19 protein-coding genes and 1 pseudogene are annotated in these 26,403 nt (G+C 35.4%); 8 read left to right on the top strand and 12 right to left on the bottom strand.

The features are described 5' to 3' along the window. Positions 1 to 24: 24 nt before the first annotated feature. The 3 genes from GFS03_RS04700 to GFS03_RS04690 all read right to left on the bottom strand — a co-directional run bounded on the left by GFS03_RS04700 (position 25) and on the right by GFS03_RS04690 (position 3,262). Positions 25 to 741 carry a hypothetical protein gene (locus GFS03_RS04700; protein ID WP_153422736.1) on the bottom strand — a complete coding sequence of 239 codons (717 nt, stop codon included), beginning with the start codon at positions 739 to 741 and terminating at the stop codon, positions 25 to 27. Positions 742 to 1,845: 1,104 nt separating this feature from the next. Further along, positions 1,846 to 2,499: a hypothetical protein gene (locus tag GFS03_RS04695; protein WP_153422735.1), complete on the bottom strand. Its 654-nt coding sequence runs from the start codon at positions 2,497 to 2,499 to the stop codon at positions 1,846 to 1,848. 175 nt (positions 2,500 to 2,674) lie between these two features. Continuing rightward, positions 2,675 to 3,262, bottom strand: a complete 588-nt coding sequence (locus GFS03_RS04690; protein WP_153422734.1) for a hypothetical protein — start codon at positions 3,260 to 3,262, stop codon at positions 2,675 to 2,677. Positions 3,263 to 4,089: 827 nt separating this feature from the next. Between GFS03_RS04690 and GFS03_RS04685 the strand changes: the two genes are divergently transcribed. From GFS03_RS04685 to GFS03_RS04675, 3 genes are all read left to right on the top strand, one after another. Continuing rightward, complete coding sequence (locus GFS03_RS04685) at positions 4,090 to 4,863, top strand: hypothetical protein (RefSeq protein WP_153422733.1); 774 nt, start codon at positions 4,090 to 4,092, stop codon at positions 4,861 to 4,863. Between the two features lie 38 nt (positions 4,864 to 4,901). Continuing rightward, the gene (locus GFS03_RS04680; protein WP_153422732.1) at positions 4,902 to 5,762 is read left to right on the top strand and encodes a hypothetical protein; all 861 of its coding nucleotides are present in this window, start codon (positions 4,902 to 4,904) and stop codon (positions 5,760 to 5,762) included. Positions 5,763 to 5,832: 70 nt separating this feature from the next. Then, positions 5,833 to 6,420 (top strand): AAA family ATPase, encoded by a 588-nt coding sequence (locus GFS03_RS04675; RefSeq protein WP_153422731.1) that lies wholly within the window; start codon positions 5,833 to 5,835, stop codon positions 6,418 to 6,420. Positions 6,421 to 6,875: 455 nt separating this feature from the next. On the opposite strand, the gene GFS03_RS04670 is transcribed toward GFS03_RS04675, so the two are convergent. Both GFS03_RS04670 and msrA read right to left on the bottom strand, forming a co-directional pair. Further along, positions 6,876 to 9,884, bottom strand: coding sequence for a thermopsin family protease (locus GFS03_RS04670; protein WP_153422730.1), 3,009 nt, complete (start codon positions 9,882 to 9,884; stop codon positions 6,876 to 6,878). Between the two features lie 237 nt (positions 9,885 to 10,121). After that, on the bottom strand, positions 10,122 to 10,649 hold the full coding sequence (gene msrA, locus GFS03_RS04665) for a peptide-methionine (S)-S-oxide reductase MsrA (RefSeq protein WP_153422729.1): 528 nt from the start codon (positions 10,647 to 10,649) through the stop codon (positions 10,122 to 10,124). Positions 10,650 to 11,090: 441 nt separating this feature from the next. Between msrA and GFS03_RS04660 the strand changes: the two genes are divergently transcribed. Then, on the top strand, positions 11,091 to 12,350 hold the full coding sequence (locus tag GFS03_RS04660) for a Glu/Leu/Phe/Val family dehydrogenase (protein WP_153422728.1): 1,260 nt from the start codon (positions 11,091 to 11,093) through the stop codon (positions 12,348 to 12,350). A gap of 298 nt (positions 12,351 to 12,648) precedes the next feature. Here the strand turns inward: GFS03_RS04660 and GFS03_RS04655 are convergent, their stop codons facing one another. From GFS03_RS04655 to GFS03_RS04640, 4 genes are all read right to left on the bottom strand, one after another. After that, positions 12,649 to 13,224 carry a hypothetical protein gene (locus GFS03_RS04655; RefSeq protein WP_153422727.1) on the bottom strand — a complete coding sequence of 192 codons (576 nt, stop codon included), beginning with the start codon at positions 13,222 to 13,224 and terminating at the stop codon, positions 12,649 to 12,651. Next, positions 13,218 to 14,876, bottom strand: coding sequence for a DNA polymerase domain-containing protein (locus GFS03_RS04650; protein WP_153422726.1), 1,659 nt, complete (start codon positions 14,874 to 14,876; stop codon positions 13,218 to 13,220). The genes GFS03_RS04655 and GFS03_RS04650 overlap by 7 nt, the downstream gene beginning before the upstream one ends. Beyond that, positions 14,831 to 15,097 carry a DNA polymerase II gene (locus GFS03_RS04645; protein WP_153422725.1) on the bottom strand — a complete coding sequence of 89 codons (267 nt, stop codon included), beginning with the start codon at positions 15,095 to 15,097 and terminating at the stop codon, positions 14,831 to 14,833. The genes GFS03_RS04650 and GFS03_RS04645 overlap by 46 nt, the downstream gene beginning before the upstream one ends. 733 nt (positions 15,098 to 15,830) lie before the next feature. Further along, positions 15,831 to 16,157 (bottom strand): hypothetical protein, encoded by a 327-nt coding sequence (locus GFS03_RS04640; protein WP_153422724.1) that lies wholly within the window; start codon positions 16,155 to 16,157, stop codon positions 15,831 to 15,833. A 53-nt stretch (positions 16,158 to 16,210) separates the two neighbouring features. Here GFS03_RS04640 and GFS03_RS13535 point away from each other — a divergent pair. Beyond that, positions 16,211 to 16,706: pseudogene (locus tag GFS03_RS13535) on the top strand (IS1 family transposase); the annotation flags it as partial. A gap of 5 nt (positions 16,707 to 16,711) precedes the next feature. Here GFS03_RS13535 and GFS03_RS13660 read toward each other — a convergent pair. Further along, positions 16,712 to 16,843, bottom strand: coding sequence for a hypothetical protein (locus GFS03_RS13660; protein ID WP_256365647.1), 132 nt, complete (start codon positions 16,841 to 16,843; stop codon positions 16,712 to 16,714). 196 nt (positions 16,844 to 17,039) lie between these two features. On the opposite strand from GFS03_RS13660, the gene GFS03_RS04625 reads away from it, so the two are divergent. Beyond that, the gene (locus GFS03_RS04625; protein WP_153422721.1) at positions 17,040 to 20,441 is read left to right on the top strand and encodes a tetratricopeptide repeat protein; all 3,402 of its coding nucleotides are present in this window, start codon (positions 17,040 to 17,042) and stop codon (positions 20,439 to 20,441) included. Further along, positions 20,438 to 22,120: a hypothetical protein gene (locus tag GFS03_RS04620; protein WP_153422720.1), complete on the top strand. Its 1,683-nt coding sequence runs from the start codon at positions 20,438 to 20,440 to the stop codon at positions 22,118 to 22,120. Before GFS03_RS04625 ends, GFS03_RS04620 begins: the two co-directional genes overlap by 4 nt. A 141-nt stretch (positions 22,121 to 22,261) precedes the next feature. Here GFS03_RS04620 and GFS03_RS04615 read toward each other — a convergent pair whose 3' ends face one another. Both GFS03_RS04615 and GFS03_RS04610 read right to left on the bottom strand, forming a co-directional pair. Further along, entirely contained in the window at positions 22,262 to 23,695 is a 1,434-nt protein-coding gene (locus tag GFS03_RS04615; protein WP_153422719.1) for an ABC transporter permease subunit, read from the bottom strand. Continuing rightward, positions 23,692 to 24,591: an ABC transporter ATP-binding protein gene (locus GFS03_RS04610; protein WP_153422718.1), complete on the bottom strand. Its 900-nt coding sequence runs from the start codon at positions 24,589 to 24,591 to the stop codon at positions 23,692 to 23,694. Before GFS03_RS04610 ends, GFS03_RS04615 begins: the two co-directional genes overlap by 4 nt. Before the next feature lie 624 nt (positions 24,592 to 25,215). Here GFS03_RS04610 and GFS03_RS04605 point away from each other — a divergent pair. Beyond that, complete coding sequence (locus GFS03_RS04605) at positions 25,216 to 26,346, top strand: hypothetical protein (RefSeq protein ID WP_153422717.1); 1,131 nt, start codon at positions 25,216 to 25,218, stop codon at positions 26,344 to 26,346. The last annotated feature ends 57 nt before the right edge of the window (positions 26,347 to 26,403 follow it).

Raw genomic sequence — 26,403 nt, 5'->3', positions numbered from 1 at the left:
TCAAAATAGAGCTTGTTAAAAAGGTTATGTTGAGGTTGTTGAGTTTTCAACCTTGTAGTATACGTAAACGTATAGATTGCCATAATAACTTTCATTAGGCGGATATATAAGTAAACCAAAAGTTGTTGATTGGTAAGGCCGAAGTGGAATGGAGGGCAAGTTATGAGTAGTTACGGTAAAATTGAATTTAGGAGATGTTGTTATATTTAAGACACTAATGTTCGAGTGGGGGTAGTAATTTACCACTTCTACATTCAAGTAAACTGGTTGACCACTTAGGATAAAGGGGTATATTGTAACGATAGTGTAATATATGGAAGTGTTATAAAGCTCGGGCTTTGCACTAACACCTATCCAATACTCCGTGAAACCATGTAAATGCACGCTAAACAATATTTGACCAGTGCTGTTTTTGTAGACTAATTCCTCCGGAATAGCCCCTATCGGTATAATGAAGCCTACTCCACCTATTAGATATTGCCCATTATGTAAAGTAACTGGATGAAGGAAGGAGCCCGATAGAGAAATATTATTTCCCTTATACTCTCCCTCACTAGTGTTTAGGTAGAAATTAGATGCATATATTGTTAAGGGTTTGTTACCTTCATACGTTAAGTTAATGTAAGCTATTATACATGTAGCATTTTTATATTTCCAATTTGCAGGAAAGATTTGTGAATCAACTAAGCTTAAGACTTTGACGCTGAAGATATATGAAGATATATGAGGTGTTGAAACCATCGTTAATGCATAAGCAACGATCGAAACTATTACTGCTACGATGATCGCAATTAGAACTTCTTTTCTTATAATCCATTACCCCGTATTATATATTCCTGCTGATGATTTAAAGTTTATGAGAGAGATCGACATGTATAAGCTGTTAATGAGCTTCAATGGAATGATACCATGAGAGTGACGATTTCTTCTATGTATAGTATTTTATCACGCTAATGCTGAATTCAACTTCTTTTGTAGCAGAGTGTGTAAAGCCCTTAAGTTATACGTTTTCTTAGCGTAAGTGTTTTGCTCAGCGATGAAGTAGAAAGGAGGAATATTAGCTTGTTCCTAGTGATAGCGTTTTCATGATACTTGCTTTAATCTATTATACCCTAAAGGAAATATTCAAGATGAGTAATTGTATATTATTATAATAATATTTTTTTCTTCTATTCTACAATTCTAAGGTGTTCATAAAGCACATATGTGTTTGAAGTTGCTTTATGCTATATATTTAAAGGTTTTACTTCAAGTTTATTAGTTGAAGGTTAAGCTCATTATCATCTATGGCTAACTATTAATATAAGAGGGATATCGTGAGGGCATATTATCAATAAGCCTCCAGTAATGGGATTTCTCATGTTTCAATAACACTATAAAGGATTAGCGGTACTACGAAATTTAGGCCAATGTTCGAGATGGTTAGGAATTTAAGATTTATGATCAAACTATTTAAACAATTTATAAGGAGAAGTGCCAACTACTATAATGCATTAAAGAGATAATAAAAAATACATCTTCTCTGCATAGAGATTGGTTTAAACGTTACGGTATATAATTATTGGCAGTGGGCTATATTATAGGGTAAAATTTTGTCATTAAAGGGAATTTGGTGGAGATTCGGGCTTCGAAAATATATGTAGAAGGTTTTATAACGTTAGGTTATAAAATATTTCTTTCAATTTATCAGAGTGAGAGAGGATCGCTAATTAGATTTCGAAGAACCGTATTATGCTTTAAATTCTCGCAAAGTACCATTTACGGAAAAACACTATAGAAAAGGTATACTTATAGATTGAAAAAGGCAGAACAATTCGTATTCGTATTGCTATGTATCAACTAATATCATGAGGAACTATAGGAAGTGATATTAATATTCCAGTAGTAAATATAATATACTCCTCCGTAATTAAATTCTACATTAAGCTTTTCATAAAAGGAAGAATTAATTGAATGACTAGATTTTATACTCCAACTAACGTTAACTGTCATAAGACCAGGTGTAACTGGAATAGTATAATTTGAAGATAACACATTGCCATTAGACACTAGTGGTATATTATATTTTGAGTTCCCCTCTGATAAGATTAAATTTACGCTAGTGTAAAGTGGTTTATTGTTTCCTTGGATTGTCGTAAAATTAGGTACTATAATAAGATTTCCGCTACGATATAAATTTACTGTGCTTGCGTTTATATTAGCATTTATACTATTATTAATGGGTAGAAAAACGATTAGAGTGCCGTTGATAGAGATATTATTAGAGGATGAGACTACAGATGACGAATATACGCTATACAAACGTTTATATATTTTATCTATTGGATTAAAAGTTACATTGTAACTGTCCTTATATCCTTTAGCCGTTAATATGTTTATTGTAGAAAAGTGAGATGTAGAGTTATAATAATAAACAGTATCAGCATCATAATATGGGAGCAGGATAAGTGGTATAATTAACATAAATAGGATGATAATAGCTCCCTTTTTGAATTTCACACAATCAATATTAGAAGTCTACCTTAAAAGTTTATCTCCCCTCTCTATCTAAAAATATCGAGTTATGACAAGGTTATAGAGAGTAGTAATTCACCTCATACTAAGTTTCAAATCTATATACAATTTATAAAAAAGAAAGATTTATCATCTTGTTGTTAAAAAATAATATAAAAAATTACACAGGTGGTAGTGGTAAGGCGGTTGACGATACTACGTTAGCTCCTAGGTATAGTGTGACTGTTTCTATTGATGTAGTTGATGGTTGTGGTAAAGGTGTGGTAGGTTGTACTAAGAATGAAATGTAGTAAGTACCAGCAGATAAGCTTATTGGAGTAGATGGTGAAGATACTGCTGCCCCACCATTAATAATTTGTATCGTAGCAACTGTAGAGCCGGAAGATGATTGTATAATCATCCACATATTGTTTATGTAGGACGCAGATGCTTGTATGTTAGTTATATATAGGTATATTTGCGAAGAAACAGTTAATTGTACTGCTTGATAGAAATATGCATAGCTAGAATTAGTTATGTATATGGTAGCTGTGAAACTATTAGTACCTGGATTACTCCCCGTAGGTGTAGTTACGGTAATATAGTTTTGTACGTTGCCGTTTGGCCCTGGGGTTATAGTGATGGGAGAGGAAGTAGTGTTAACGTTTATTGTTCCGGAGTAGTAGTATATTACGTCTGCAGTTACTACTGGTATTATAAATGCGACTAGTAATAACGGTATTAATATTTTCCTACTAAGTTTGCTCACATCTCATCACTTCCTTAATTGTTTTTAAGGGAAGGTTAATTAAAATTTTCTATAATGTTCTGTTTAGGGTAAGGAGTTTCACGTTAAAAGTGTTTATTCTTACGACGATTCACTTTATATTCAAAACTAAGGAGCGTGCGATTTTTAATCTAAAGTATTTAACAAATTTTTCAGAATTACTAAATGCTTTTTAATTCTCTCAAACTTCTGATTAGAAATATTTTTAGTAAAACTAAGATTCTAGAATTTAGTGAATTCCTAAGGGTTTGCTTAAAATTCTTTATTTGTACAATAATAAAAAAAGAAGATGATAACCATATTTTTTGAACTATCGCGTCGACAACTATCATTTTGTGTGCTAACGGAATACAAGACTTTATTTAGAGGATAAAAACGGCGATCGTTATCGCATCACGATATAAGCATTAGCTCTTTGAAAGAGAGTAATTGGTATAACTTATTTTTCCTATAAAGTTGTTGTACTTCTATTATATCTGTTTGTTTCTGACTTCTAAGCTTTTTGTGATAGTTTGTTTTACAAGATTTAAACTACAAATAATCGTATTTTTTCAGAGGAACAATAAAGACATTCTCTTTTTTACTAAGTATGTGGCTAAACTTTAAAATTAGTTTTCAGTTGTGTATTGCTATAATCTATTGCATGTTAATTTCCATTGATTTTAGGTTCACAATTCACGTCTCTTTATTCAATCCGCAAATGGTTCAACACTGCGTAATGTCTCCAAACTCTCTATCATTATGATAAGTCCGCAAAGATAGATCAATCGAAAAACTTTAAATTATAATAAGGATAAGGCTTATCGTGAATGGAGAGAGACGTTAAGATCTTCACCATCCTCGTTATCTTATTCCTTTTAGTAGCCATTATAGGGACTTATGAGGCAACTAGAGTGATAATAAAACCAGCTAGTAATTTCAATCCTCCATACGCCAAAGTGATAAACACGTGGGTGGAAAATGGACAGATTGTAGTTGAAATAGAGGTAGTAAATAATGATGGATATAACATTAGTTTTAACGGTGGATATGTAGAGATATTCAACACTGGGCAAAGGGTTAACATAACTAAACCCATTGTTAGCTACAGTAACTCTTCCCTCTTCAATGTATCCTTCCCATTAGTTTATAATCTACCGTCAGAAGTAACAGTGGAGGGCTTGTTAGAGGGTAAGTTAAATGGTAATCCAATTTACATTACTTTCTCTGACGTTATTTCCGTTACAATAATCAACGAAATAAAACTTTTGAATTTCACATATGAAAACGGTACTTTGCATCTTTTCCTTGAAGTGTTTAGCCCACTAAACGTTACGTTAGTAAGCATAGAGAATTTGAGCTTAGTGAATTATAATTTGTCAAGTTTCGTTGCCATAGTTAAATATATTCCATTAAATCTCTCTCTTTCACCCGGATTACATTACCTTAATTTAAGTTTCAACTTGAGTGAGTATCAATCCGTTATATACTCTACTTCCTTGTCTAAGGATACGTATTACGTTAATGCTTTTGTTAAGACGATCATCTACTATTCTCCACCAGAAAATAAAACGTTCGAAATATATTTCATCCGGGAGTTTTAGGTGAAAACTTTTAAATCCCGAAAAGTGAAATAGCTAGTATGGCAAGGTTCCGCAGTGAGGTTGTTATATTCTCCATTTTGACGATCATTGCTGTTGTACTTTGGTTCTTTGTACCCGTTTTTGGATTAAAAAGCATTAATTATGAACAGATGATTACTCCCTTAGGTTTTCAAATTCTTTTCTTCGAATCAAAATATCTTCTAATATCTCCATTAACTATTCTCGCCGTAATTTTCTTCATAATATCAGCTGTTTTACCGTTAGCGTGGAGGTCAAGTAGGTATTCCCTTTACGCTTCTACGATTGCTGCGGGTTTTGGTGTTGTGATGATCGTAAATACTTTCATTTTCCAACAGAGGTATTTGCACTATTACGGTTACTCTGTACTACCTACTCCTAATGGTGCATTCTACATATTCTTTCCCTCAACAACGTACTTTGGCCTATCACTTTACCTTCTTGTAGGTGCATTAGGATTGTCAGTGGTGAACTCAGCAACTAGGGCTAGGTGGTTATCCGTTGGGAGGATGACTTTAATTGACAAGCTAAGAAGTGAGCTTGAAAAGGGAGGTATAATTAGAGGACTCTTAACTTTACTTACCTCTTTGGGTTTAGACTACGCTGTAGTTAACGATACTCATTTGAAGGTTATGGATCTATCTTTGCTGGAGGAAGATGAAAGGAATAGAAGGTTATCAATATTTTTCGAATCTAATGAGGTTATTGTGTTTAGTAAGAACAGTAAGAAGGTGCTTTATCAAAACAGTGAAGGGGAGATAAAATACTACGATCTTGAGGAAGGAATAAGAATTGCGTTGTCGAAAATTTTGGAGAGGGCTGTGCTATTTAATAATAAGCAGTATGGTGGTGATGATAATAATAATAAGTTGTATAATTAGGGTGAAATTAAATGATAATAAAATGTTTTAGTTTATTTTCGTTGTTACTCCTCTATCTGGGGGAAGTTGAATGATAATAAAAACAGTAAGTGTAAAGGGTGGCGTTGGGAAGTCAATTATTTCCGCCTATTTGGCTAAGTACTTGGCAGAAAGTGGTAAGAGAGTCCTTGTTGTAGATAAGGACTATTTAAAGTTTTCAAGTTTGTTGATTAAGAACTCAGTAAAGGGTGTAGATGTAGTTACGGATGATACAACACTGGATTACGGTAATATAGAGAGAAATTACGATTTTATAATCGTAGATACCCCCACTATGCAATTTGAAAGTAAGTTTGATAAGGCTGATGAGGTAGTGAATTTGATCGTATCAGACGCATTTACGTTAGACCTAACAGTGAAATACTACAAGAATCTAGAGGGAAGAAAAATCCTCATAGTGAATATGGTTTACCCATTTCCAAGCGATATATACAATATTTCTGAAAGGATTAAGGATTTGGACTTCGATATAAAGATAGTTATTCCTTTCATTCCGAAGCTTTTCTCGTCTTTAGTGAAGGAAGGTAAAATAAAAGTTAATATTGATCTCCTAAGAACGTTAGCTAGAGAGATACTTGACAAGAATTTTAATAAGAAATTGATTACTCCAATTATGTAGATGATATTGACGATATATCTCAGTGTATAACTTTGTGTAGTCAAATATACATACTTTTTGGACAAAGTCCTCACATGGTTTATCAGATGTGGTAACAAATTGATAGATACGAAAGTTTTTGTACCCATACTGTAACGAATCTGTAAATAGCTTGTGAGGTAAGAAACTCTTTTGAGAAGATTATCAAACTTATGGTGTCGTTTCGTTGGCTAACATAGCCTTAGCAATCTTTGAGAAGATTATCAAACTTATGATGAGGGCTAAGGGGTTAATGTTGAAAAAGGATCAACAGTCAAATACATTATCTGGTGAAAAATAGGAATGAGTAGCTACCATCACGATTTAGTGTAAACTTAGCTTTGGGTTAGTATTTAGTATAAGAAAAAAGATTCAGTCTTAGAAAACCTGACGCCCTCCATCTAGTTAGTATAAGAAAAAAGGTTAAAGAAGAGTTTTTACTTCCCTTTACCCTTTCTTTTTGACAATAAGACTACAGCAATCACTATTGCTATTACTGCTCCAGCTATTCCTCCGTAGAATACGTAGTTCGGTGATAACACTAGCCTTTCAACTATTGGTGAGTTGACAGTAATGTATGTTCCCGGTGAGACGTTGTACGTTCCAACGAACTTGCCTACATCGTATATTGGCACGTTAGCACTTAGCAATACCTTACTTCCCTCATTGTACCAGGTTGATACGTTATTTATCGTAACCAAGAACTGCCTTACTGTTGAAACGTTCACGCTTAATGGGTTTTTAACTGTGAACGATTGTGGTGAAATGTTGAGTATAACGTATCTTTGTTGAGAGTTTACGTAGTAGGTGTAGTTCAATATTCCAATGTTGGTGTATTCATTAATCCACGACGAGTTCAGATAAGAGAGAGTACCGTTGATGTAAGCTTTAACTGGAATTACTGAGTTGACTCTGATGAAGTATTGTTTTATAGCAGTTATTTCAACATTAGTTGGAGAGCTTATTGTGAATACCATGCCCGGTGATATGCTTTTCATTACGTATCTTTCACTTGTAGAGGGATAGTATGTTATGTTTTCCACGTTTATTTCAGTACCGCTATTATACCAATTACTTGTTAGTGTTGTGTTCTTTCCGTTAATTATAGCGTAAATTGGCATTGGTGTTGAAACGTTCACGTAATACTGAGTAATTGTGTTTACCGTTATCGTAATGGGTGATGTCACATCTATGATATTACTAGGGGATACGCTTATAATGACATCTCTTGTGAGTTGTGACGGATAGTATGTTATGTTTTCTACGTTAATTGTCACACTGCCGTTGTACCAATTACTGACTAAGGAGACGTTCTTACCGTTTACTAATGCGTATACTGGTATTGGTGAGTTAACGGATATGTAGTATTGAACATAATAGTTTGCTGTTATCGTACCGGGGAATGTTATTGTTCCTTGATAGTTTGTCCCTATAATCCTTTCTGAATTACTAGTTATCATTTGTGAGAATTGATAAGGTGAGTTGTAGTCAACCCAGACAGTTGTTGGTGTTGATGCAACAGTTGGTGTACCAAAGTAGTAATAAGTTACGCTAGGTGATCCATAGCTCCACTGTCCATTTATAACTTGATAGTTGAACGTTACTAGGAATTGTTCATAGTAAGTTACACTGATACTAGTTGATCCGCTTATAGTACCACTAACCTGGTTTTCTGTAGCCCATCGAACGTTTGAACCACCTCCAATGATTTGCTGAACTGTATACGTAGTTCCAGTAGGTACTTGAATTGTAAAACCACTTGTAAACGGAATAGTCATCACAGTACCGTTAGGGAAGTTGAATGTGACTTCTGGTGATTGCGGTAATGATTGCCCATTTACAGTATATGTTAAGGTAAATGGCACAGTAATCACTATAACGTTTACCGTAATTGTCTGAATTATGTAATATCCCGGGAATAACGTAACGTTAACAATTAGCGTATAGGTTCCAGTATTGATACCATTTATTGTTAGCGTAGTAGTTCCACTTCCATCTACGTAAAATTGAGTTTGCGATAAGGAGTAAGATAATCCGCTCTGAGGGCCAATGACGTTAACTGTAACTGTGCCGTAAGCGTTGATGTTAATATTTATTGTAGATGTTGAATGAACTGCTACCTTAAGTATTGTATTGCTAACTGAAACTGAAAATTGCGTAGTTGAAGTGACAGCGTTTTCACCAGAATAAGTATTTATGTTAGCTTCCCCTACTAATTGTCCATTTTGGTTGTAAACTAGGATTGCGTAATTCATGGGATAAAGCGTTAATGTTACTTGGCCACCAGCAAAGGACATTTCACTTAAAGGAATGCTATTCTCATACTGTGTTGCAGTCGAATAGGGATAACTTTCATTGTAGACGTAAACGTATCCATCATAAGTATTCGCGTATATAGTTAGTTGTACAGTATTATCTTGATTCCAGATTTGAGATAGCGATCCCCTTCCGCTCGTTAATCCAGAAGTGAGTATTCCGTATAGCGGATAATAATATTCCCCCACATTTACGTTATTTACAGTTTCAGCAGTATCTGAGCCGAAGTTATAGGCATTTCTAACCTCTTGATAATTATGTCCATTCCAGTAATATAGGAAGAAGAAGACATCAGAGTAAAAAACATTAGCACATAATCCACCACCAGGCCCTCCCATAACTAATTCAGCGTCATAGAGAAGACCATTTCCGGTCGTAGTATAACCATCCACTAAAAAGTAAACGTTGCTAGCATCGAAAACGTTTGTCACTGTTACAACATCGTAGTTAACCCAACCATTTCCATCATTATACCAGAAGTAAATTACGGGCTGACCATTTGTATTAGTAGATACACTCACAAAGAGTTGAATTGTTGCTGGAAGTGTCAATGTAGTAGGATTAGGCGCCTCATATGCGTAATATAAAAGCCCACTATTGCTATCATAATAAATCCCTCCATTTCCCTCTAAACCGTTGACGTTTGCTTTTGGAGAAGTAAAATTCCAAATATTATCTAAAATATATGTTTCACCACTTTCAGTATTATATACTGCAACATCTTGAACCCATAATGCATAAGTATTACCATTATACTGATAGTTTAACACAACATTAAGCTGGAAACTAACCCAGCTGCTGCCATTACTTATTGCACTCAAGCCATTTATTTCCACTATTCCCCACCATGAAGTGGTATTTCTTATGAATGGACCATTCGGTGATAAACCATAGTCGGCAATTCCCATTGGTGCTGGTTCACTACTATAATAGGCATAAGGGTTTATCTGATCCCCTATTTTTAATGGGGAAATATTGTGAGCAGAAGGAGGAAAGTAAACTCTATTTAAAGAGTGAGATTGTGAAAGTGATTGTACATTGAGGTTTGTGTGTGGACTGAATATCATACTTACTGGTATAATACTCAATATTGTAAGGACTAGAAGGAGTAATCTAATGTTTACTTCCATGTATTAAATAGGGAGTTAACTCTATATAAAAATTTCGTTTCCAATTAAACGTAAAGTAATGAAATAATTTTATATATCTTTCAATCTATCAATAAGGAAGTAGAATGAAGTAGAAGATTATTTTTATTTTATTATTAAAAAATGTTGTTTAGATCAGTGTGTTTAATTTTAAAAGGTGTAACTTCTTTCTTGCTCTTTATTTAATGCCTTCATTTTCTCAATGGTATATCACGTCTTTTACTCAATTTTCACTTTCTCAGGGAAGAGTTTCATGAACTTCTTTATTTTTGGACTTATTACAAACCTGCAATACGGATTGTAATTGTGTTTATCATAGTAATCGTGGTGGTAATCTTCAGCCTCATAAAACACTTCAAAGGGCTTTAATTCAGTTACGACTTTCTTACCTATTCTCTTCTCCACTTCCTTTATCATTTCCTCAGCTATTCTCCTCTGTTCTTCATTGTGATAGAGTATTATGGACCTATATTGTGTCCCTATATCGTTTCCTTGTCTGTTAGGAGTTGTGGGGTCGTGAATTTCGAAGAATATCTCAAGTAACTCTTTATAGGAAATTATTGATGGATCAAAGGTTATTTGAACTACCTCAGCGTGACCAGTTGTATCAGTACATACATCTTCATAAGTGGGATTAGGAACGTGGCCACCAGAGTAACCTGGTTTGACGCTAACTACTCCCTTAACTCTCTTGAACACTGCTTCTGTACACCAGAAACAGCCTCCTCCTAAAGTTGCAATTTCCATGAATTATATAATGGAGAATAAGACTATTAATTTGTGTTTAATTGAGTTTAACGTAATGCTTAGGGTCAGAAAAAGTAGAGGAGAGATTTGAATGATAAAATGAGTGACGTTTAATCCATTTTTAAAATATCTATACCATATTTTAGTAAATATGATCTAGGAGAGTTTTCTCGCTTAAGGTATTCAGCTTTAAGGTGAATACTGAGTAGTTCCCTATGTTAGGCTATTAATGAAAAACTAATCTTTGCTGATGCACAAATCATGGTAAGTGCTTATTAATAATTTTCTTTACCTATTGTGAAAGTAGAAGTTTTGCAAAAACCTTTACTTTCAGAAGACCTTCAACTCCAATATATCTTTCTATATTAAAAAATAGTGTTTTAAAAATTTTTGAAATTAAGCTGGAATAATTTTTTATTCTTAAAGTAAATGGGTAAAGTTATGGAGGAACTCCTTACCTCAAATTTGTTCGTGCAACAAGTTAAGAAGTTGTATAAAGTTGGAGAGCTATTAGGTTTAGATGGTGAGACTTTAGAAGTCCTTTCTCAACCGGAAAGGGTTATTCAAGTTAAGATACAGATTAGGGGCTCTGATGGGAAATTGAAAACGTTTCTGGGTTGGAGGAGTCAGCATAATTCTGCCTTAGGTCCATATAAGGGAGGAGTTAGGTATAGTCCCAATGTTACGCAAGATGAGGTGATAGCGTTATCCATGATCATGACGTGGAAGAACTCATTGCTATTATTACCCTATGGGGGAGGAAAAGGCGGAATTAGAGTTGACCCTAAAAAGTTGACCTTAAAGGAATTGGAGGACCTTTCAAGGAAGTATGTTCAATTACTTCATAACTATTTGGGTAGCGATGTAGATATTCCAGCACCAGACATTAACACTAATCCGCAAATAATGGCTTGGTTCTTAGACGAGTATATAAAGATAACTGGTGAAGTTGATTTCGCAGTGTTTACTGGAAAGCCCGCTGAGCTAGGAGGGATAGGCGTTAGATTATACAGTACTGGGTTAGGTGTTGCAACAGTCACTAAAGAGGCTGCAAGTAAGTTCATAGGAGGGATTGAAGGAGCGAGGGTTATAATTCAAGGGTTTGGGAATGTGGGTTCTTTCACCGCTAAATTCTTGAGTGAAATGGGAGCTAAAATAGTAGGAATTAGCGATATAGGGGGAGGGGTAATTAACGAGAGAGGAATAGATATTAATAAGGCGTTGGAAATTGTTCAGAAAACTGGAAGTGTTGTGAATTACCCAGAGGGGAAAAAGGTTACGAATGAGGAATTGTTGACTAGTGATTGTGATATATTAATTCCCGCAGCAGTTGAAAACGTTATAAATAAGTTTAACGCTCCAAAGGTTAAGGCTAAGCTAATTGTTGAAGGTGCAAATGGACCTTTAACTGCAGACGCTGATGAGATAATGAGGCAGAGAGGTATAGTTGTAATACCAGATATTTTAGCTAACGCTGGAGGAGTTGTTGGAAGTTATGTGGAGTGGGCTAATAATAAGTCTGGTGGGATAATTAGTGACGAAGAGGCTAAGAAAATTATTATTGATAGGATGACAAATGCCTTTAATGCGTTATATGATTTTCATAAGAGGAAGTTCAGTGATCAAGATTTGAGAAGTGGAGCAATGGCTTTAGCAGTGGATAGGGTAGTAAGTGCTATGAAAGCTAGAGGTTTATTATAAAAAAGGTTGGAATAGCGGAGGCTGTTCTACTGTTTTAACTGGCTTATTACAATAATAAAGAGAAAGAGGAGAGGAATTAGATTATTATTTATTATATGTTCTCTCTCTGTCTATATTTATTGATTAAGCGTTAATCAGTTTTTCACTACCGTTAGTAGTATAGAGTTTATAATCTAGCAAAGTAGTAGTGAGATTATTCAACGTACTTTAGTCGTGTGTGAGAGATATATAATAAAATAAATCTAATTTTTTCAAAAGCAATTACAAGAGATACATAGACTAGAAGAGAAAAATCGAGTTAGATCATATATTTCAATAAACCGCCATCATCGCTTACTTTGCCGTATAAGTCCAACAAGTAATTGGGAATTTCAATCTCTTTACTGGTAACGCTTTTCACTATTACAAACTTAAAACCCCTAGTGCTTTTAATCAACTTGATCATTGCATGAGAAGTGTGAGAGCCGAAAATTGACCCCTCTCTTTCCCTATCCATAAAACTGAACAAGAACTTCCTACCCTTAACCTTTCTCAATGACGATACAATTTTAGTGTAATTCTTTCTGTGGTGATAAGGATCAATGACTATTAAGTCATTATCTCCCATTGAATCAATGGTAATTGGCACATCCTCTGCCTTGAAAGCCCTCCTTATATAAACTTCAGCGTGATTGTCGAAAACGTTTTGAAAACGCTCAATTAAATAGGGATCTAATCCGCCTCTTTCGGAAACTACTACAACGTAAACTGGAGCTGAAATAGCTATAACCCTATGATAGAAAATTCTCAACAAATCACTATCAGTTGAGAAGAACTCAACTATTTCATCTCTCTTTATTATCTCATCTAAAAAGGGAAAACCAGTAATTAGCATCTAGAGATCACCTCCTCCAAATCTTTGTAAACCCTCTTCAAGTAATTAACGTAGTAATCTACATCCCTTCCCATATAACCTAGTCTAGCATCGTAGAAACCCTTAACTCCCCTCACGTAAGGAATACCCTTAATCCATATAACGTAATCTATTGGCTCACCATTTATAGCCCTCTTTCTATACTGTTCAAACAAATCCCTAATCCTAACCTTCTTTATATCGGAACAAGTCCCAGCTGATGAAAATTCCCTTAACACGTCTTCCAAAAACGACTTAACGATATTTGGCATGTTCTCCCTTATTAAACCCTTAGCGATCATTTCACCATTCATGTTTCCAATATACCTTGTAGGATAGGGAGTATCATTTCTGGTAGTAGTGAAGATAATCCAATTATAACGTTTATAATCCAGTCTTAGCCCAGTTTCCTCCTCAACTCTCTCAACGAATTTATCAACGTTATCACCCTTAACGACTAGTGAATCTATTATACCGTGTAAAACCTTCAATCCCATTTCTTCAGCAATCTCCATTGTTCTCCTTAACGTCTTCCTGGCGAAATAGGTAACCATTTCGTAAGCCTCGATCTTCCCAAACAAGGAATTCCTATAACCTAGATACCCAAACGAGGCAACTAAAATCCACTTTATTGCCTCAGCTCTCTCCTCATCAATTTTCTTCAACTCTGATTTTCTCTTTATCAACCACTCTAACGCCTCTGGTATAATTCCCTTTTCCCTTAAGCAAATTGAATGTAACTCAGTCGTTATATCATTACAACTGTCAACGGTTTCAGCTGAAATGTTGTACTTAACGATCAAGGAGGGATACATTGAAGAGAAGTCAACCTGATAAACGTTATTGTAACATCCAAGCTGTGGGAAGAGTATCAATCCACCCTTATCCGCCATCATTATATCCTCCAATCTCCTCAATTTCTCAACTCTTGGAACAACCTTAGGTATGATTATTCTTCTCTTAAACGCAACCCAAGCTTCATTTGTCGTTAACACTTTACCAATAGTGGCATAGGCTATTTCGTGAATTGGGGTAAGCGAGATAAGGGACCACTCTATTAACCCCTTAGCTGAAACTGGAGATCTCTTCTTCTCAATTCTAATCTTAACGTTCGACTTTACGTAATTACACGCCTCTCCTAGGCATTCGACTACATCAGCCTCAATTTCAGGCTTTTCGTAAAATCTCTTAACCTCATCATTTATTTTGACTTCAAAAACTTTCCCCTTTGACGACTCACCATACCAATCTAAGGGCACAACTCTGGCAATAGTTAACTTTGGGAATTCGTCATCATAAGAGTGTAATCTCCTAAAGGGTCTTATCCCTAAGCGATATAGGGTTTGTGATAATACTGTTGGCGTTTCGTTAACTACGTTTAGCCTCTTCCTCATGTAATAATAAGCGTCAAAGGATTCAACTTCAAAGCGGTAAACTTTAACCTCTTTCCCATTTAACGTTTTCCATTTCTCTTCCTCATAATACTTCACTTCCGGATGCTGTAGTACTATATCGGGGTTGTCTGTTATAGCGTAAACTGGAAACGTTGTTCTGATAGTTTTCTCCTTGAAATTGTTTAGGAATAGTTTCACTCCTCCTTTGATCGGGTAAGCGTCAAGCACGTATTCCTCCATTTCTCACACTCCTCCGCTAAAGCCCAAATAAGTGTGAAGTAAACTAGGTTATAGGGGTCAACGAGTTCATCGTATGATGCACTTTGAGCATATCTTACTTTTTCTTTAACCTTTTCGAGTAAAAGGGATAGGGTGGGTGAGTTCAATCGTGAAATTATTCTTTCCAGTTTTTCTAATTCTCTGTTTACTGCCATGGTGTATGATGGTTGTGTTCTTCCCATGTGTTATATCTCTCCCTTAGCAAATTAAGTCTTTAGAGAGAACACTGAAAGTGTAGGTTTTAACTTTTGTAGTAATATATTAGGAAGATAATACATTAAAGATGGTATTATCTTTTAATTACAGAAGAAAAAGTTTCGGCAAGGTGGGAGAGTCTACTTGCAAAAGGAATTTGTCAAAATATTTTTGAACGACTCAATTCTACTGTTACGACGATAAAACTACTAATAATCCAAGTTGCGCGTTTTCTTTATGCAGACTTCTCATTGTTGGCTTTGAAGTTGATATTATAGGAGATTACTCTAGGTTAGAATGATCAATTTAGGTGCAAAAAAAGATGTAATAGTTAATTAAACAATAAATCTTAATGATAAGGATCTTTCATTTTTGCTAAAGTGTACAGTAACAAAAAGGAAATAACAGCTTTCATGAAATAATCAACGTTAAAGATTAGCATTTTAAGCGGAGGAAGTGAGTTGGAACACTAAAAGAACCCAAAATAAATAAATAAAGATTATTCGATTCTGCTTATTTATATAATTACACTTTATACCTTTATACGCTAGAAGTGCTAGTGAAATAGTGTTAAACGTATATCTCCTCCTATTATATCGATATTTGAAGCAAGTTATAACAAATTATTAAGGTTAATGCTCCTTTTCATGAAGATCGATTACATTATGGCGAATGTATAAGGTCTAAAATTTAAGGTAAATTAACGATATTAAAAAGAGATTAGTCACAAAGGTACTTATTGTTTACAATCTTTATGCAATCCTTACTAATCTTTCTGTTTACTAATTCCTCTCCTATCCACGTTCCATCCTGATCGTTAATCCAATACTCACCTAAAAGGGTTAACACACCCCTTCTGTTTAGCTTAAAATAAGCGTAAACTTCGCGTACCTTTTTGCCCTTACTGTTGTAAATAGTGTAATTAGTGATAATCCACTTGCCGAACCTTATAAACCAGTTCAACTTATGTCTGTACTCGTCTGGGTAATATAAGTTGCTTTGCAAATACGTCATTATCGCCTCCTTTATTCTCTCTTGCAATGGCATCATGTAGTATTTTACGAAAACGGAATAATAAGTCTGATCCTTAACAACCTATTATAACTACAATATATAGCCTAGTGAAGAGGTTTGAGTCAAAAGCTTTTGAGTTGTCAATCTTGAAGGGTCAAACTCAAGAGTTTACTGTTAAATTTAGAGTGTTTGACGAGTTCTGGACTTATTTAGGCATGGGAAGAGGATCTATGGGTTTGCCAGATAGAATACCGTTCTTTGAGTTTAGGATAGGGATCATAAGACCTTCAGTTTTCTCTATTACCGAGAAGTGGGTTAAACTATACTGATCACTACTGTGTTTATCAAGTTCTTGACAATCGTATAGTAAGAAGTAAACTTACATTGTGGAGAGTCATAATTCTTGGTGTAGGTCTTGCTAGGTTAGCTAGGGATACTAAGGTTAATAGGAGTCAGAGGATGGTAGATTGCAGCTTGGCCTTGTGGAACATTATGTATCCTCACGTGTTCTCAAGAGAGATAACTCCCTTGAACGAGACCTACTTGAGGACAGTACAATATATTAGAGAAAACTTGATATAATTTTACTAATAGTTCTCGAATAAGATGACTGCATGAGAACACTCCCCTAAAATTCGATCGAAATGTTTATTACTGAACTGCCCTAGGTACTTCCTTACCCTTACAAATCCCCTATTGAAGAGACTCGTTATTTTCATTATCTAATTTTGGTATTATCATCATAAAAAGTTTTTGAAGTATTTCAAATTCACATCATTTTCAGTAAACTACTAAGTGAGATAGATTTCATGATCTATTGGAAACTGTTGATAATGGTGTATTCAACATGAAGGTAACATTGTAGTATAATTAAGGAACATATATGTTTAAATATACACCTAATTATAATAATTTATGAGCGGGAAGCAAAAGAAAAACGTTGTAAGGATTTTCGTCTCCTCAACTTTTAGGGATATGAATAAAGAGCGCGATTACCTAGTAAACGTAGTTTACCCCAAGCTAAGAAGTATAGCGAGAAGCAGAGGAGTATATGTAACCATAATAGACTTGAGATGGGGTATTACAGAAAACGACCTAGCCAAGATCATTGAGAGGTGCCTCGCAGAGATAGATGAGGCAAGACCCCACTTTATAGGAATACTGGGCAACAGGTACGGCACGGTACCTTCTAAGGAACAAGTGGACAAACTTAAAGTAGATAAGACGTTGAAGGACAAATGGACTCAAGAAGGGTACAGCATTACCCACATGGAAATAGACTATGCGGTCTTCCTCAAGCCCGAAATGGCAAAATACTCCTACTTCTATTTCAAATCTGATAAAGCATCTACTGAAAAACAAGATGACTCAGAAAATTTGAGAAAGCTTCAGGATTTAAAGAGTAAAATCAGGGTGAAGGATTCACCTTGGCACTGGAGAGATAAGGAGTTTGAGAACCCTGTAGAGTTGGGAGAACAAATCGTAGAAGATTTCATTAAAATGCTCGACGAGAACTACCCTGAACAGTCGATCTCGCAGCTTGACCAGATCAACTTAATACACTCACAATACAAGATGGAGCTATTGAATAATTACGTTGAGGATAAGAAGACCTTGAAAGAAATATTGGAAAAGTTGGAAAAAGAAAGAAGGGTTGTGGTTACTGGTGAAGTTGGGATCGGGAAGAGCGCTACGCTAGCCCGCTTGAGCGAAATATACAGAGGCGAGAAACCTAACGCCTTTGTTTTTGAACACTACATAGGGGCGGGAGGAAGAGAGACGTCAAAGGACATCGCGCTTCACTTACTCCAAGAACTAAAGAAGAGGTTAGAGTCCAATGGTATTAAGATCGATGAGGAAATTCCAAATGAGGAGGATAAAATTTACGCGATGTTATCAAGGTGGTTGAGCCTTCTTCCTAATAAGGAAGATGCGCTCATAATAATAGATGGTCTTGACCAACTGCCGGAGGCTCGGGAGTTACTTTTCGTTAGTTATCTAAATGAGGTGAAGGTTCTTGCGTCGTGTAGGGATAACACTGAGCAGTTTAATTATCTGGTGAACTTGGGCTTCAGAAAGTACGTGCTGAGTAGTCTGGGGATTGAGCAGAGGGAGGAGATAATAAGGAGGGTGTTAAAGGCTGCGGGGAAGGAATTGACGGAGGATCAAATTAAGAGGATAGTTAAGGAGGAGATGGCTGGGAATCCATTGTACTTGAGGACGCTCCTTAATATGCTTTTAGGGATTTACGAAATGAAGGAGGAGAAGGAGTCTCAGAATGAATTTATGGATAGGATGATAGGGAAGTATCTTGTGAGAAGTTTGGAGGATCTTTATGGTGTTATGGTTGGGGAGCTTAGGCGTGTGATGTACATGTATTTTGGGAATGATAAGTCGGTTTTAGAGTTTTTGAAGTTGATTGCTGTTTCTAGGAGTGGGTTGAGTGAAAATGAGGTTGTTGGGATTTCGTCGGATATACTTCCCGCATATCTTTCGGTTATGAGGAATTATCTTGATTATAATTTGGCTAATAAGAATGATTTGCTTGATTTCATGCATGAGTCTTTGAGGGATATGGTGAAGAAGTTGTTCAAGGATAAGGGTGAGGAAGTTGAGTATAGGCGTAAAATTTACAATTACTTTTCGAAGCAAGAGGTTGATGAGAGGCAGATATATGAGGCACCTTACCAGCTTTACATGGTTGGTGATAGGGATGAGATTAGGAAATACCTCTCAAACGTTAACGTGCTTAAGCTCTTCTTAAGAGAGTACCCTAACAACAGGTTTTACGAGTTGGTTAATTATGTAACGTTTGGTTTTGGGAAGGATTGTGAGAATATGATGTTTAGTGATAAAGTTACGGGCGTTCAAGATAACAAGGAGAGGGCTGATATTTTAAATGACCTTGGAATTTTAATGGGTTCGTTGGGTTGTTTTGATGAAGCACTGAATTTCTATAATGAGGCTTTGAGTATTTATGAGAAGTTCTATGGTAGGGATCATCCGAATGTTGCGGACACATTGAATAACATTGGAGCTATTTATGAAGAGAAGGGTGAGCTTGATAAGGCTTTAGAGTACTATAATGAGGCTTTAAGTATTAAGGAGAAGGTATATGGTAGGGATCACCCAGATGTTGCAGGTACGTTACATAACATTGGAGCTATTTATGAAGAGAAGGGTGAGCTTGATAAGGCTTTAAAATACTATAATGAGGCTTTAAGTATTAGGGAGAAGGTATATGGTAGGAATCACCCAGATGTTGCAGGTACGTTACATAACATTGGTCTTGTTTATAAAGAGAAGGGTGAGTTTGATAAGGCTTTAGAGTACTATAATGAGGCTTTGAATATTTATGATAAGGTATATGGTAGGGATCATCCGAATGTTGCGGTATCGTTGAATAACATTGGGAATGTCTATGTAAATAAGGGTGATTACGATAAGGCTTTAGAGTACTATAATGAGGCTTTGAATATTTATGATAAGGTATATGGTAGGGATCATCCGAATGTTGCGGTATCGTTGAATAACATTGGGAATGTCTATGAAGAGAAGGGTGAGCTTGATAAGGCTTTAAAATACTATAATGAGGCTTTAAGTATTAAGGAGAAGGTATATGGTAGGGATCACCCAGATGTTGCAGGTACGTTACATAACATTGGAGCTATTTATGAAGAGAAGGGTGAGCTTGATAAGGCTTTAAAATACTATAATGAGGCTTTAAGTATTAGGGAGAAGGTATATGGTAGGAATCACCCAGATGTTGCAGGTACGTTACATAACATTGGTCTTGTTTATAAAGAGAAGGGTGAGTTTGATAAGGCTTTAGAGTACTATAATGAGGCTTTAAGTATTAGGGAGAAGGTATATGGTAGGGATCATCCAAAAGTTGCGGACACATTGAATAACATTGGGAATGTCTATGTAAATAAGGGTGATTACGATAAGGCTTTAGAGTACTATAATGAGGCTTTAAGTATTAGGGAGAAGGTATATGGTAGGAATCACCCAGATGTTGCAGGTACGTTACATAACATTGGTCTTGTTTATAAAGAGAAGGGTGATTACGATAAGGCTTTAGAGTACTATAATGAGGCTTTAAGTATTAGGGAGAAGGTATATGGTAGAAATCGCCCAGAATTTGCGACCACTTTGATTGCCATTGGTTATATTTATTTAGAGAAGGGTGATTATGATGGAGCTATTAAGGCGTGTAGTGAGGCATTGGATATATTTAGGAGGTTTAATTTGAATTACTACGCTAATCTCGCATCGCAATGTGTTGAGATGGCTAGGAGAGGGGAGAGAGGATGAGTAAAGACGTAGATGCTGAAAGGAAGTATATACATCTTGTAGTTGGGATAACTGGGCATAGGGATATACCTGATGAAGATAGGGATAGGTTGAAGGAGTTGATCAAAGGGGTTTTTAGGGAGTTGAGGAGTAAGTTTCCTGATACTCCTTTGCTTCTCTTAACTCCTTTGGCTGAGGGTGCTGATAGGATTGCTGCTGAGGCTGCTTTGGAGGAGGGTGTGAAGTATGTTGTTGTATTGCCAATGCGGGAGGATCTGTACAAGGATGACTTCAAGGATTCGTTAGAGGAATATGAGAGGCTTAAGAAACAAGCGTTAGGCTATTTCACTTTGCCAATAGATCCTAGTAAAATAGATGCAATAAAACAGTATGGGCCGGAAAGGGATCAAAGGTATGAGGAAGTTGGTGTGTATATAGTTAAACATTGTCAAGTGTTGATAGCTCTTTGGGATGGTAAGGTTACGGGTTTAAAGGGTGGGACATCTGAAATAGTTAAGTTTAAACTGGAGGGTTTGCCTAATGAGTATACACCGTATATAGGTCCTTTGGATGAGCCTGATAAGGGAGTTGTCGTGCATATTCGTACTAGGAGGAAGAAGTATCCGGAGTTGAACTTTAATCCCACGGTTGAATGGTTGTGTCCGGAGATTGGTCAGGGTGGAAAGGAGTTGTGTTTAGATAAGAATGAAACGTTTAAGAAAATTGACGAATTTAATAGGGAGGTTAAGAAGTTGAGTGAGGAGGAGGTTAAGAGATCTAGGGATAGTTTAGTTTTTGAGGAGGATTCGAGAAAGCGTGAGGAAATTCTTAGGAAGGAGAATTTTGTTTCATTTATATTTGGAGAGTCTGATGCGATTTCAATTAGGTATAGGGATAGGTGGAGGTTAACTCAGATTTCTCAGATATTTATTTTGGGGTTTTTGTTGTTAACTCTGCTTTTGTTTTATGAATTATCAGATGCTTTTTGGGCTTTGCTGTCGTATTCTGTGCTTTACATAGTTTCATTGATTATTTTTAGGTATTTGAAACTTTCGAAATCATTTCGTCTGAAATATATACAGTATAGGGCTTTGGCTGAGGGGCTTAGGGTTTTGTTCTTTTTGAGGCTTGCCGGGAAGCATGAGGACATTCACGATCTCTATCCAAGGAGGTACAAGAAATACATTAGGTGGGTTAGGGAAACGCTGAAGTCTGTAAACGTATTTGATCCGCAGCCAAGGCCCGATTTTGAGGCGGTAAAGAAGTATTGGATTGGAGGGCAGCTCGAGTATTACTCAAGTACGGTGAATAAGTATGAGAAAGAAGTAAATAAGCTGAAAAGGGTTGTTGAATTCTTGATTATTGTCGGCATCTCGCTGGTGGTCTTGTTGAACGTTCTGAACGTAATGTCCATAAGCAAGCTAATTACATTTGGCATCTTGATAGGGACATATATTTTAACATTCTTTATTGGCGCCTTGGAAAATTACTTTGAAAGGTTCAAAATTGAGCAGATCGGCGAAGAATATAAAGATATGGCAGAAGTATTTAATAAGGCAATGAATCGATGGGACAACCGAGATCCAGATAAAAACTCCGAAATAGTCGTTGAACTTGCAAAGGAGGCAATGAGGGAGAACGCCAACTGGTTTTTAATACGTCTGTACACATCCGATGAAATGTCCGCAAGCTTTGCATGAGAAGGTTATTTTTATAATTGTAATACTTTTTCTAATACTAGTTTACTGAAAATGATGTGAATTTGAAATACTTCAAAAACTCGAATAAGATGACTGCATGAGAACACTCCCCTAGAACACCCACAAACTTTCAGTTAAAAATCAAATGTTTATCTTGTTGAATTTTATTAAGCCAACTATAAATGGAACTATAATCCATAATATTGTAGACAATATTACTAAAGGTAAATGAACAGTGCTTATTGTTGATGTTAATCCGTACTGGCGTTCTAAATAATAACTTCCGTAACTTTGTACTCCTAAAGGACTAAAGTAATAAATCTCCCATAATATATTAGTTATTCCACTGATATTGTGAGTTGTAAGAGCCATTACTTCAGCTATAATGTTTATTCCTACTTCAAAGAATAAGAAAAGAAATATAGATATTCCCAGCATTGTTCCTCCAGATTTTATGAAAGATGGTAACATATATACTAATGAGAAGAAGGCTATCAATTCTGCAGTAACATAAGCGAAAGTTAACAGTGGAATATTTATCGGCAATGAGACTCCTGAAGATAATAGTAAAACTGAAAGAGTAATGTATGATAGAAAACTAAGTAGAAATGAAGATAATACAGCTGTTATTACACCTCCTAAATATCTATTAATATATAATTCCCTTCTTGTGATAGGTCTTGCGAGTATGAACTTTAGTGCACCAGTATCTCTTGGCTTAGAAAAGAGAACATATGCTAAATATAGCATTATAATCGGGAAAACAATAGCAAATATGCCCATTACATCATCTATATTATTTACTAGTGATGTAATGGCATCTCCATGAGGATAATATAGTGAGGAAAATGTAGATTGTAAAGACTTATTAGAGATTATTGTAACTATTAGTAATTTCTCCGAACTAGGGGATTGGATGTGATAAAAATTAAAGTAGTTGGTTACATTTCCTATGTATTCTCCATTTGTAGAAGTATTTGAAGTCAAGCTTCGGAATTGTATATAAACTTGCTGATTATTAGGATTATTTGTAACCAAAATTAACGTATCTTTAACTATTACCAATCCTAAAGATGCCATACTATTTGAATTAGAAGTCGAAATCACCGAATTATCATTATTTAAACTGAATAGCTTGTGTGTTACAGGGGTAGATAATGTGAATAATACTGTAGATAAGTATTTGGTACCATTCCCGAACACTGAAGATTGTTCAAATGAGATTTTTTGATTATTATAGGATATAATAATAGGTTTTGAGAAATTAGAACTTACATTAATACTAAAATAGCCTGAGGAATTAGTCCTATAAATGGAATTATTTACGTTTATTTCTGCATTACTTATAGGATTTCCTTGATTATTAAATACATAACCAATAATATTATTTTCGTCTCCCTTTGTAATACTCACTCCTATCACATTCAGATCATGATAAAAATAAGGATTAGGAGCTACAGTTGACACATAAGTTTCATAAGAGGCTGATATTCCTAAAGTAGCAAATATAATAATAAAAATTATTACTGATAATCGAAGGAAACTCCGCTTAAAGTCATAAAATACGGGATTCATTTTTGATCACCTATTAACTTGAAGAACACTTCCTCCAAATTGCCCTCAAGTCTACTCATTTCAATTATGTTATACTCAGACAGATCTGAGGAAAGTCCAGTGATATTTCCGTTAAAGTTTTCTATAACGATCGTGTTACCTTGAAGTGTAGGATTACCGTACTTTTCAGCTATCTTAATTACGTTATTGTCAACTCTTCCTAAAGTAACCCTAAAGGTATTAGAACTAAAGAACTTCCTTATTTCGTCCATTGCCATTTGCCTTATTATTTTACCTTTATGAATGAAAATTACTCTATCTGCTATACTCTCTACTTCTGAAAGAATGTGGGAGGAGAACAAAATTGCCTTTTTCTCCCTTTTCAACTTTATAGCTAGGTCTCTGAAGAACATTATTCCTTGGGGATCAAGACCGTTTAATACTTCATCGAATATGAAGTTGTTAGGATCTGAAAGTAAAGATACTGCTAATACGAACCTCTTTTTCATTCCTTGGGAGTAGTTTTTTAGTTTATCTTTTTCTCTTCCTAGTAAACCAAAGGATGAGAATAATTCTTCCGCTTTCTTTTTCGCTTCTTCTTTTTCTATTCCGTAGTATCCTGCGAGGTAAATGAAGTAATCTAGTGCTTTTGCGTCCTGTTCGAATATTGGTAATTCAGGTACCCAGCTTACTCTTTTTGACGCTTCCTTCTTCTCTTTAGTTATGCTGTGGCCGTCAATAATTACGTCTCCTGATGAAGGGAAGCTAACTCCGGCTATTATTTCTATTGTTGTTGTCTTCCCAGCCCCATTTAAACCTACATAACCTACTAGTTCCCCGTTGTTGATAGTGAACGTAACGTCTTGTAATGCCAAAAAGTTCCCGTACTTCTTCGAAACATTTAATACTTCTATCATTGAGTTATATTTGAAGTTGTATATTTATATTTTACGTTTAATTATAAGGTGTTTAAAAATATCGGAGTATTCTCATGCAGTAATCTTATTTGATATATCATTGTAAAAATATATTATGATAGAAATTTTCACAATTAGTCGTCTTGACTTAGAGGCAAAGAACTGCAATACAGCTTGAGGAAGTTTATACGAAATAAGGAAGAGGTATAATTCTTGATGTAGATCTTGCGAGGGATACTAGGATTAATAGGGGTTAGAAGATAGGGAATTATAGCTTGGCTTTGTTGAACGTAATGTATTTTCAAGGGAGATAACTTGAGCTAAACCTACTTGAGGGTAATATAGTATATAGGGATACTGATATAATTTTACTATTTATCAAATAAGATTACTGCACAGAACGCTCTCAGTTGTTGTATCACCATAATATGAAAGGGGGTTAATGAGGAATAAGATCACAAATTGACTTTAAAAATTGAATTACCTTAAGTAGGATAAAAATTGACGGATAACTTCGTTAGGTTTTACGTAAGAATTTAACCCAATAGCTTAAATATCGTTAAAGTTATTATATACTCTGAAGGTAAAGAGGTAATATGTACTATGTGGAGGCGAGTCTGAACTATGTCTTTAAAATTTAACCCCTTGAGCGAACCAATAAGTATCACTGATCCCTTTGAGGCAACGTTTAATGAATACATGAGCTATGATTTCGTTACTTTACAATATTCTAGGAACATATTTAGTGTGATTTGTTCTAGTCAAGTATATGAAAGTTATCCCGTTGTTTTCATTTTAAGGGAGATATTTGAAAACGCTGTTGACGCTATGATAGAGAATGCCAAAGATCTAGAGGAAACTCTTAATACATACAAGAAATTAAATTTCGTCTACGATGGTGGATACTATAAAATAGAGAATGAGGGGACAATATCTGAGAGAGATCTACTTCTATTTGGATCTAGAACTAGGAAAAGATTAACGTTAGAGAATTGTTGTAGTATTGGGAGATATGGAATGGGTTTAAAACACGCAATAATATTAGCCTTATATAAGAGGATTCCCATCTATATATTAACTGGAAACCACGCATACTCATTTGGTGTGAAATACGATAATGAGATCTTTCATCAACCAATACCTAATTGGATAGACGAGAACCAAGCTTTACCTGTCGTTTTTAGGGCTAATGTTAAAACAGATAATAAGACCATTGTTTACGTGAGAGCTGAGAAGGTAGATATACGCTTTACTTATCCTTTCGATAAGTTGATCGTGCCCTCCTCTAACGTTTTGAAGATAATGGGTAGAGTTCCGGTTTATCAGAATGGAGTTTTGGTTGGTTTCTGGGGTATACCATTTACCGGTAATCTTTGCTGTGTTTCCTCAGATCCTTTTGGCTTGAACGTTTACGTAAATGACGAGACGTTAAAATTTTTAAGTTCGATCTTAAGGGAGGAGTACAAGAGGGAGATAGCTGAGGACATGCTGAAACTGTGTGAGGTTAGGCAATTTCAGTATATTTGCAACTTCACAGAAGATACCAAAAAATTTCTAGAAAAATTCCCAGAAGTCCTATCATACATGATAGAGAAAATATCTGAAAATATGAGATCAGATGAGATAGTCGTTAGTAATGATTTTAGGGCTTTAGAGAATAAGCCTAGTTTAGTTGCTAACGTAAGTTCTTACGCTGTTGAACTGGCTAAGATGAAGTTGAAAAGTGTAAAGGTCTTGATTAAAGAGGAATATTAAGAACTCTGAAATAGATATTGTAACGAGGTAATTAGCAAGACGCGAAAAAGTTTTCGA

The sequence above is a fragment of the Sulfolobus sp. E5-1-F genome (genome assembly GCF_009601705.1).
Classification (GTDB): domain Archaea; phylum Thermoproteota; class Thermoprotei_A; order Sulfolobales; family Sulfolobaceae; genus Saccharolobus.
Note: the sequence above shows the minus strand (reverse complement) of the source record. Positions and strands in the feature narration are given on the sequence as shown.

Bases quoted from the DNA above. Each gene is read 5' to 3' on its own strand.
- GFS03_RS04675 (WP_153422731.1), top strand. From the start codon at position 5,833: ATGATAATAAAAACAGTAAGTGTAAAGGGTGGCGTTGGGAAGTCAATT.
- GFS03_RS04645 (WP_153422725.1), bottom strand. From the start codon at position 15,097: ATGGGAAGAACACAACCATCATACACCATGGCAGTAAACAGAGAATTA.
- GFS03_RS04700 (WP_153422736.1), bottom strand. From the start codon at position 741: ATGGTTTCAACACCTCATATATCTTCATATATCTTCAGCGTCAAAGTC.
- GFS03_RS04655 (WP_153422727.1), bottom strand. From the start codon at position 13,224: ATGCTAATTACTGGTTTTCCCTTTTTAGATGAGATAATAAAGAGAGAT.
- msrA (WP_153422729.1), bottom strand. From the start codon at position 10,649: ATGGAAATTGCAACTTTAGGAGGAGGCTGTTTCTGGTGTACAGAAGCA.
- GFS03_RS04660 (WP_153422728.1), top strand. From the start codon at position 11,091: ATGGAGGAACTCCTTACCTCAAATTTGTTCGTGCAACAAGTTAAGAAG.
- GFS03_RS04680 (WP_153422732.1), top strand. From the start codon at position 4,902: ATGGCAAGGTTCCGCAGTGAGGTTGTTATATTCTCCATTTTGACGATC.
- GFS03_RS04685 (WP_153422733.1), top strand. From the start codon at position 4,090: ATGGAGAGAGACGTTAAGATCTTCACCATCCTCGTTATCTTATTCCTT.
- GFS03_RS04610 (WP_153422718.1), bottom strand. From the start codon at position 24,591: ATGATAGAAGTATTAAATGTTTCGAAGAAGTACGGGAACTTTTTGGCA.
- GFS03_RS04650 (WP_153422726.1), bottom strand. From the start codon at position 14,876: ATGGAGGAATACGTGCTTGACGCTTACCCGATCAAAGGAGGAGTGAAA.
- GFS03_RS04605 (WP_153422717.1), top strand. From the start codon at position 25,216: ATGTCTTTAAAATTTAACCCCTTGAGCGAACCAATAAGTATCACTGAT.
- GFS03_RS04640 (WP_153422724.1), bottom strand. From the start codon at position 16,157: ATGCCATTGCAAGAGAGAATAAAGGAGGCGATAATGACGTATTTGCAA.
- GFS03_RS04670 (WP_153422730.1), bottom strand. From the start codon at position 9,884: ATGGAAGTAAACATTAGATTACTCCTTCTAGTCCTTACAATATTGAGT.
- GFS03_RS04625 (WP_153422721.1), top strand. From the start codon at position 17,040: ATGAGCGGGAAGCAAAAGAAAAACGTTGTAAGGATTTTCGTCTCCTCA.
- GFS03_RS13660 (WP_256365647.1), bottom strand. From the start codon at position 16,843: ATGAAAATAACGAGTCTCTTCAATAGGGGATTTGTAAGGGTAAGGAAG.
- GFS03_RS04615 (WP_153422719.1), bottom strand. From the start codon at position 23,695: ATGAATCCCGTATTTTATGACTTTAAGCGGAGTTTCCTTCGATTATCA.
- GFS03_RS04620 (WP_153422720.1), top strand. From the start codon at position 20,438: ATGAGTAAAGACGTAGATGCTGAAAGGAAGTATATACATCTTGTAGTT.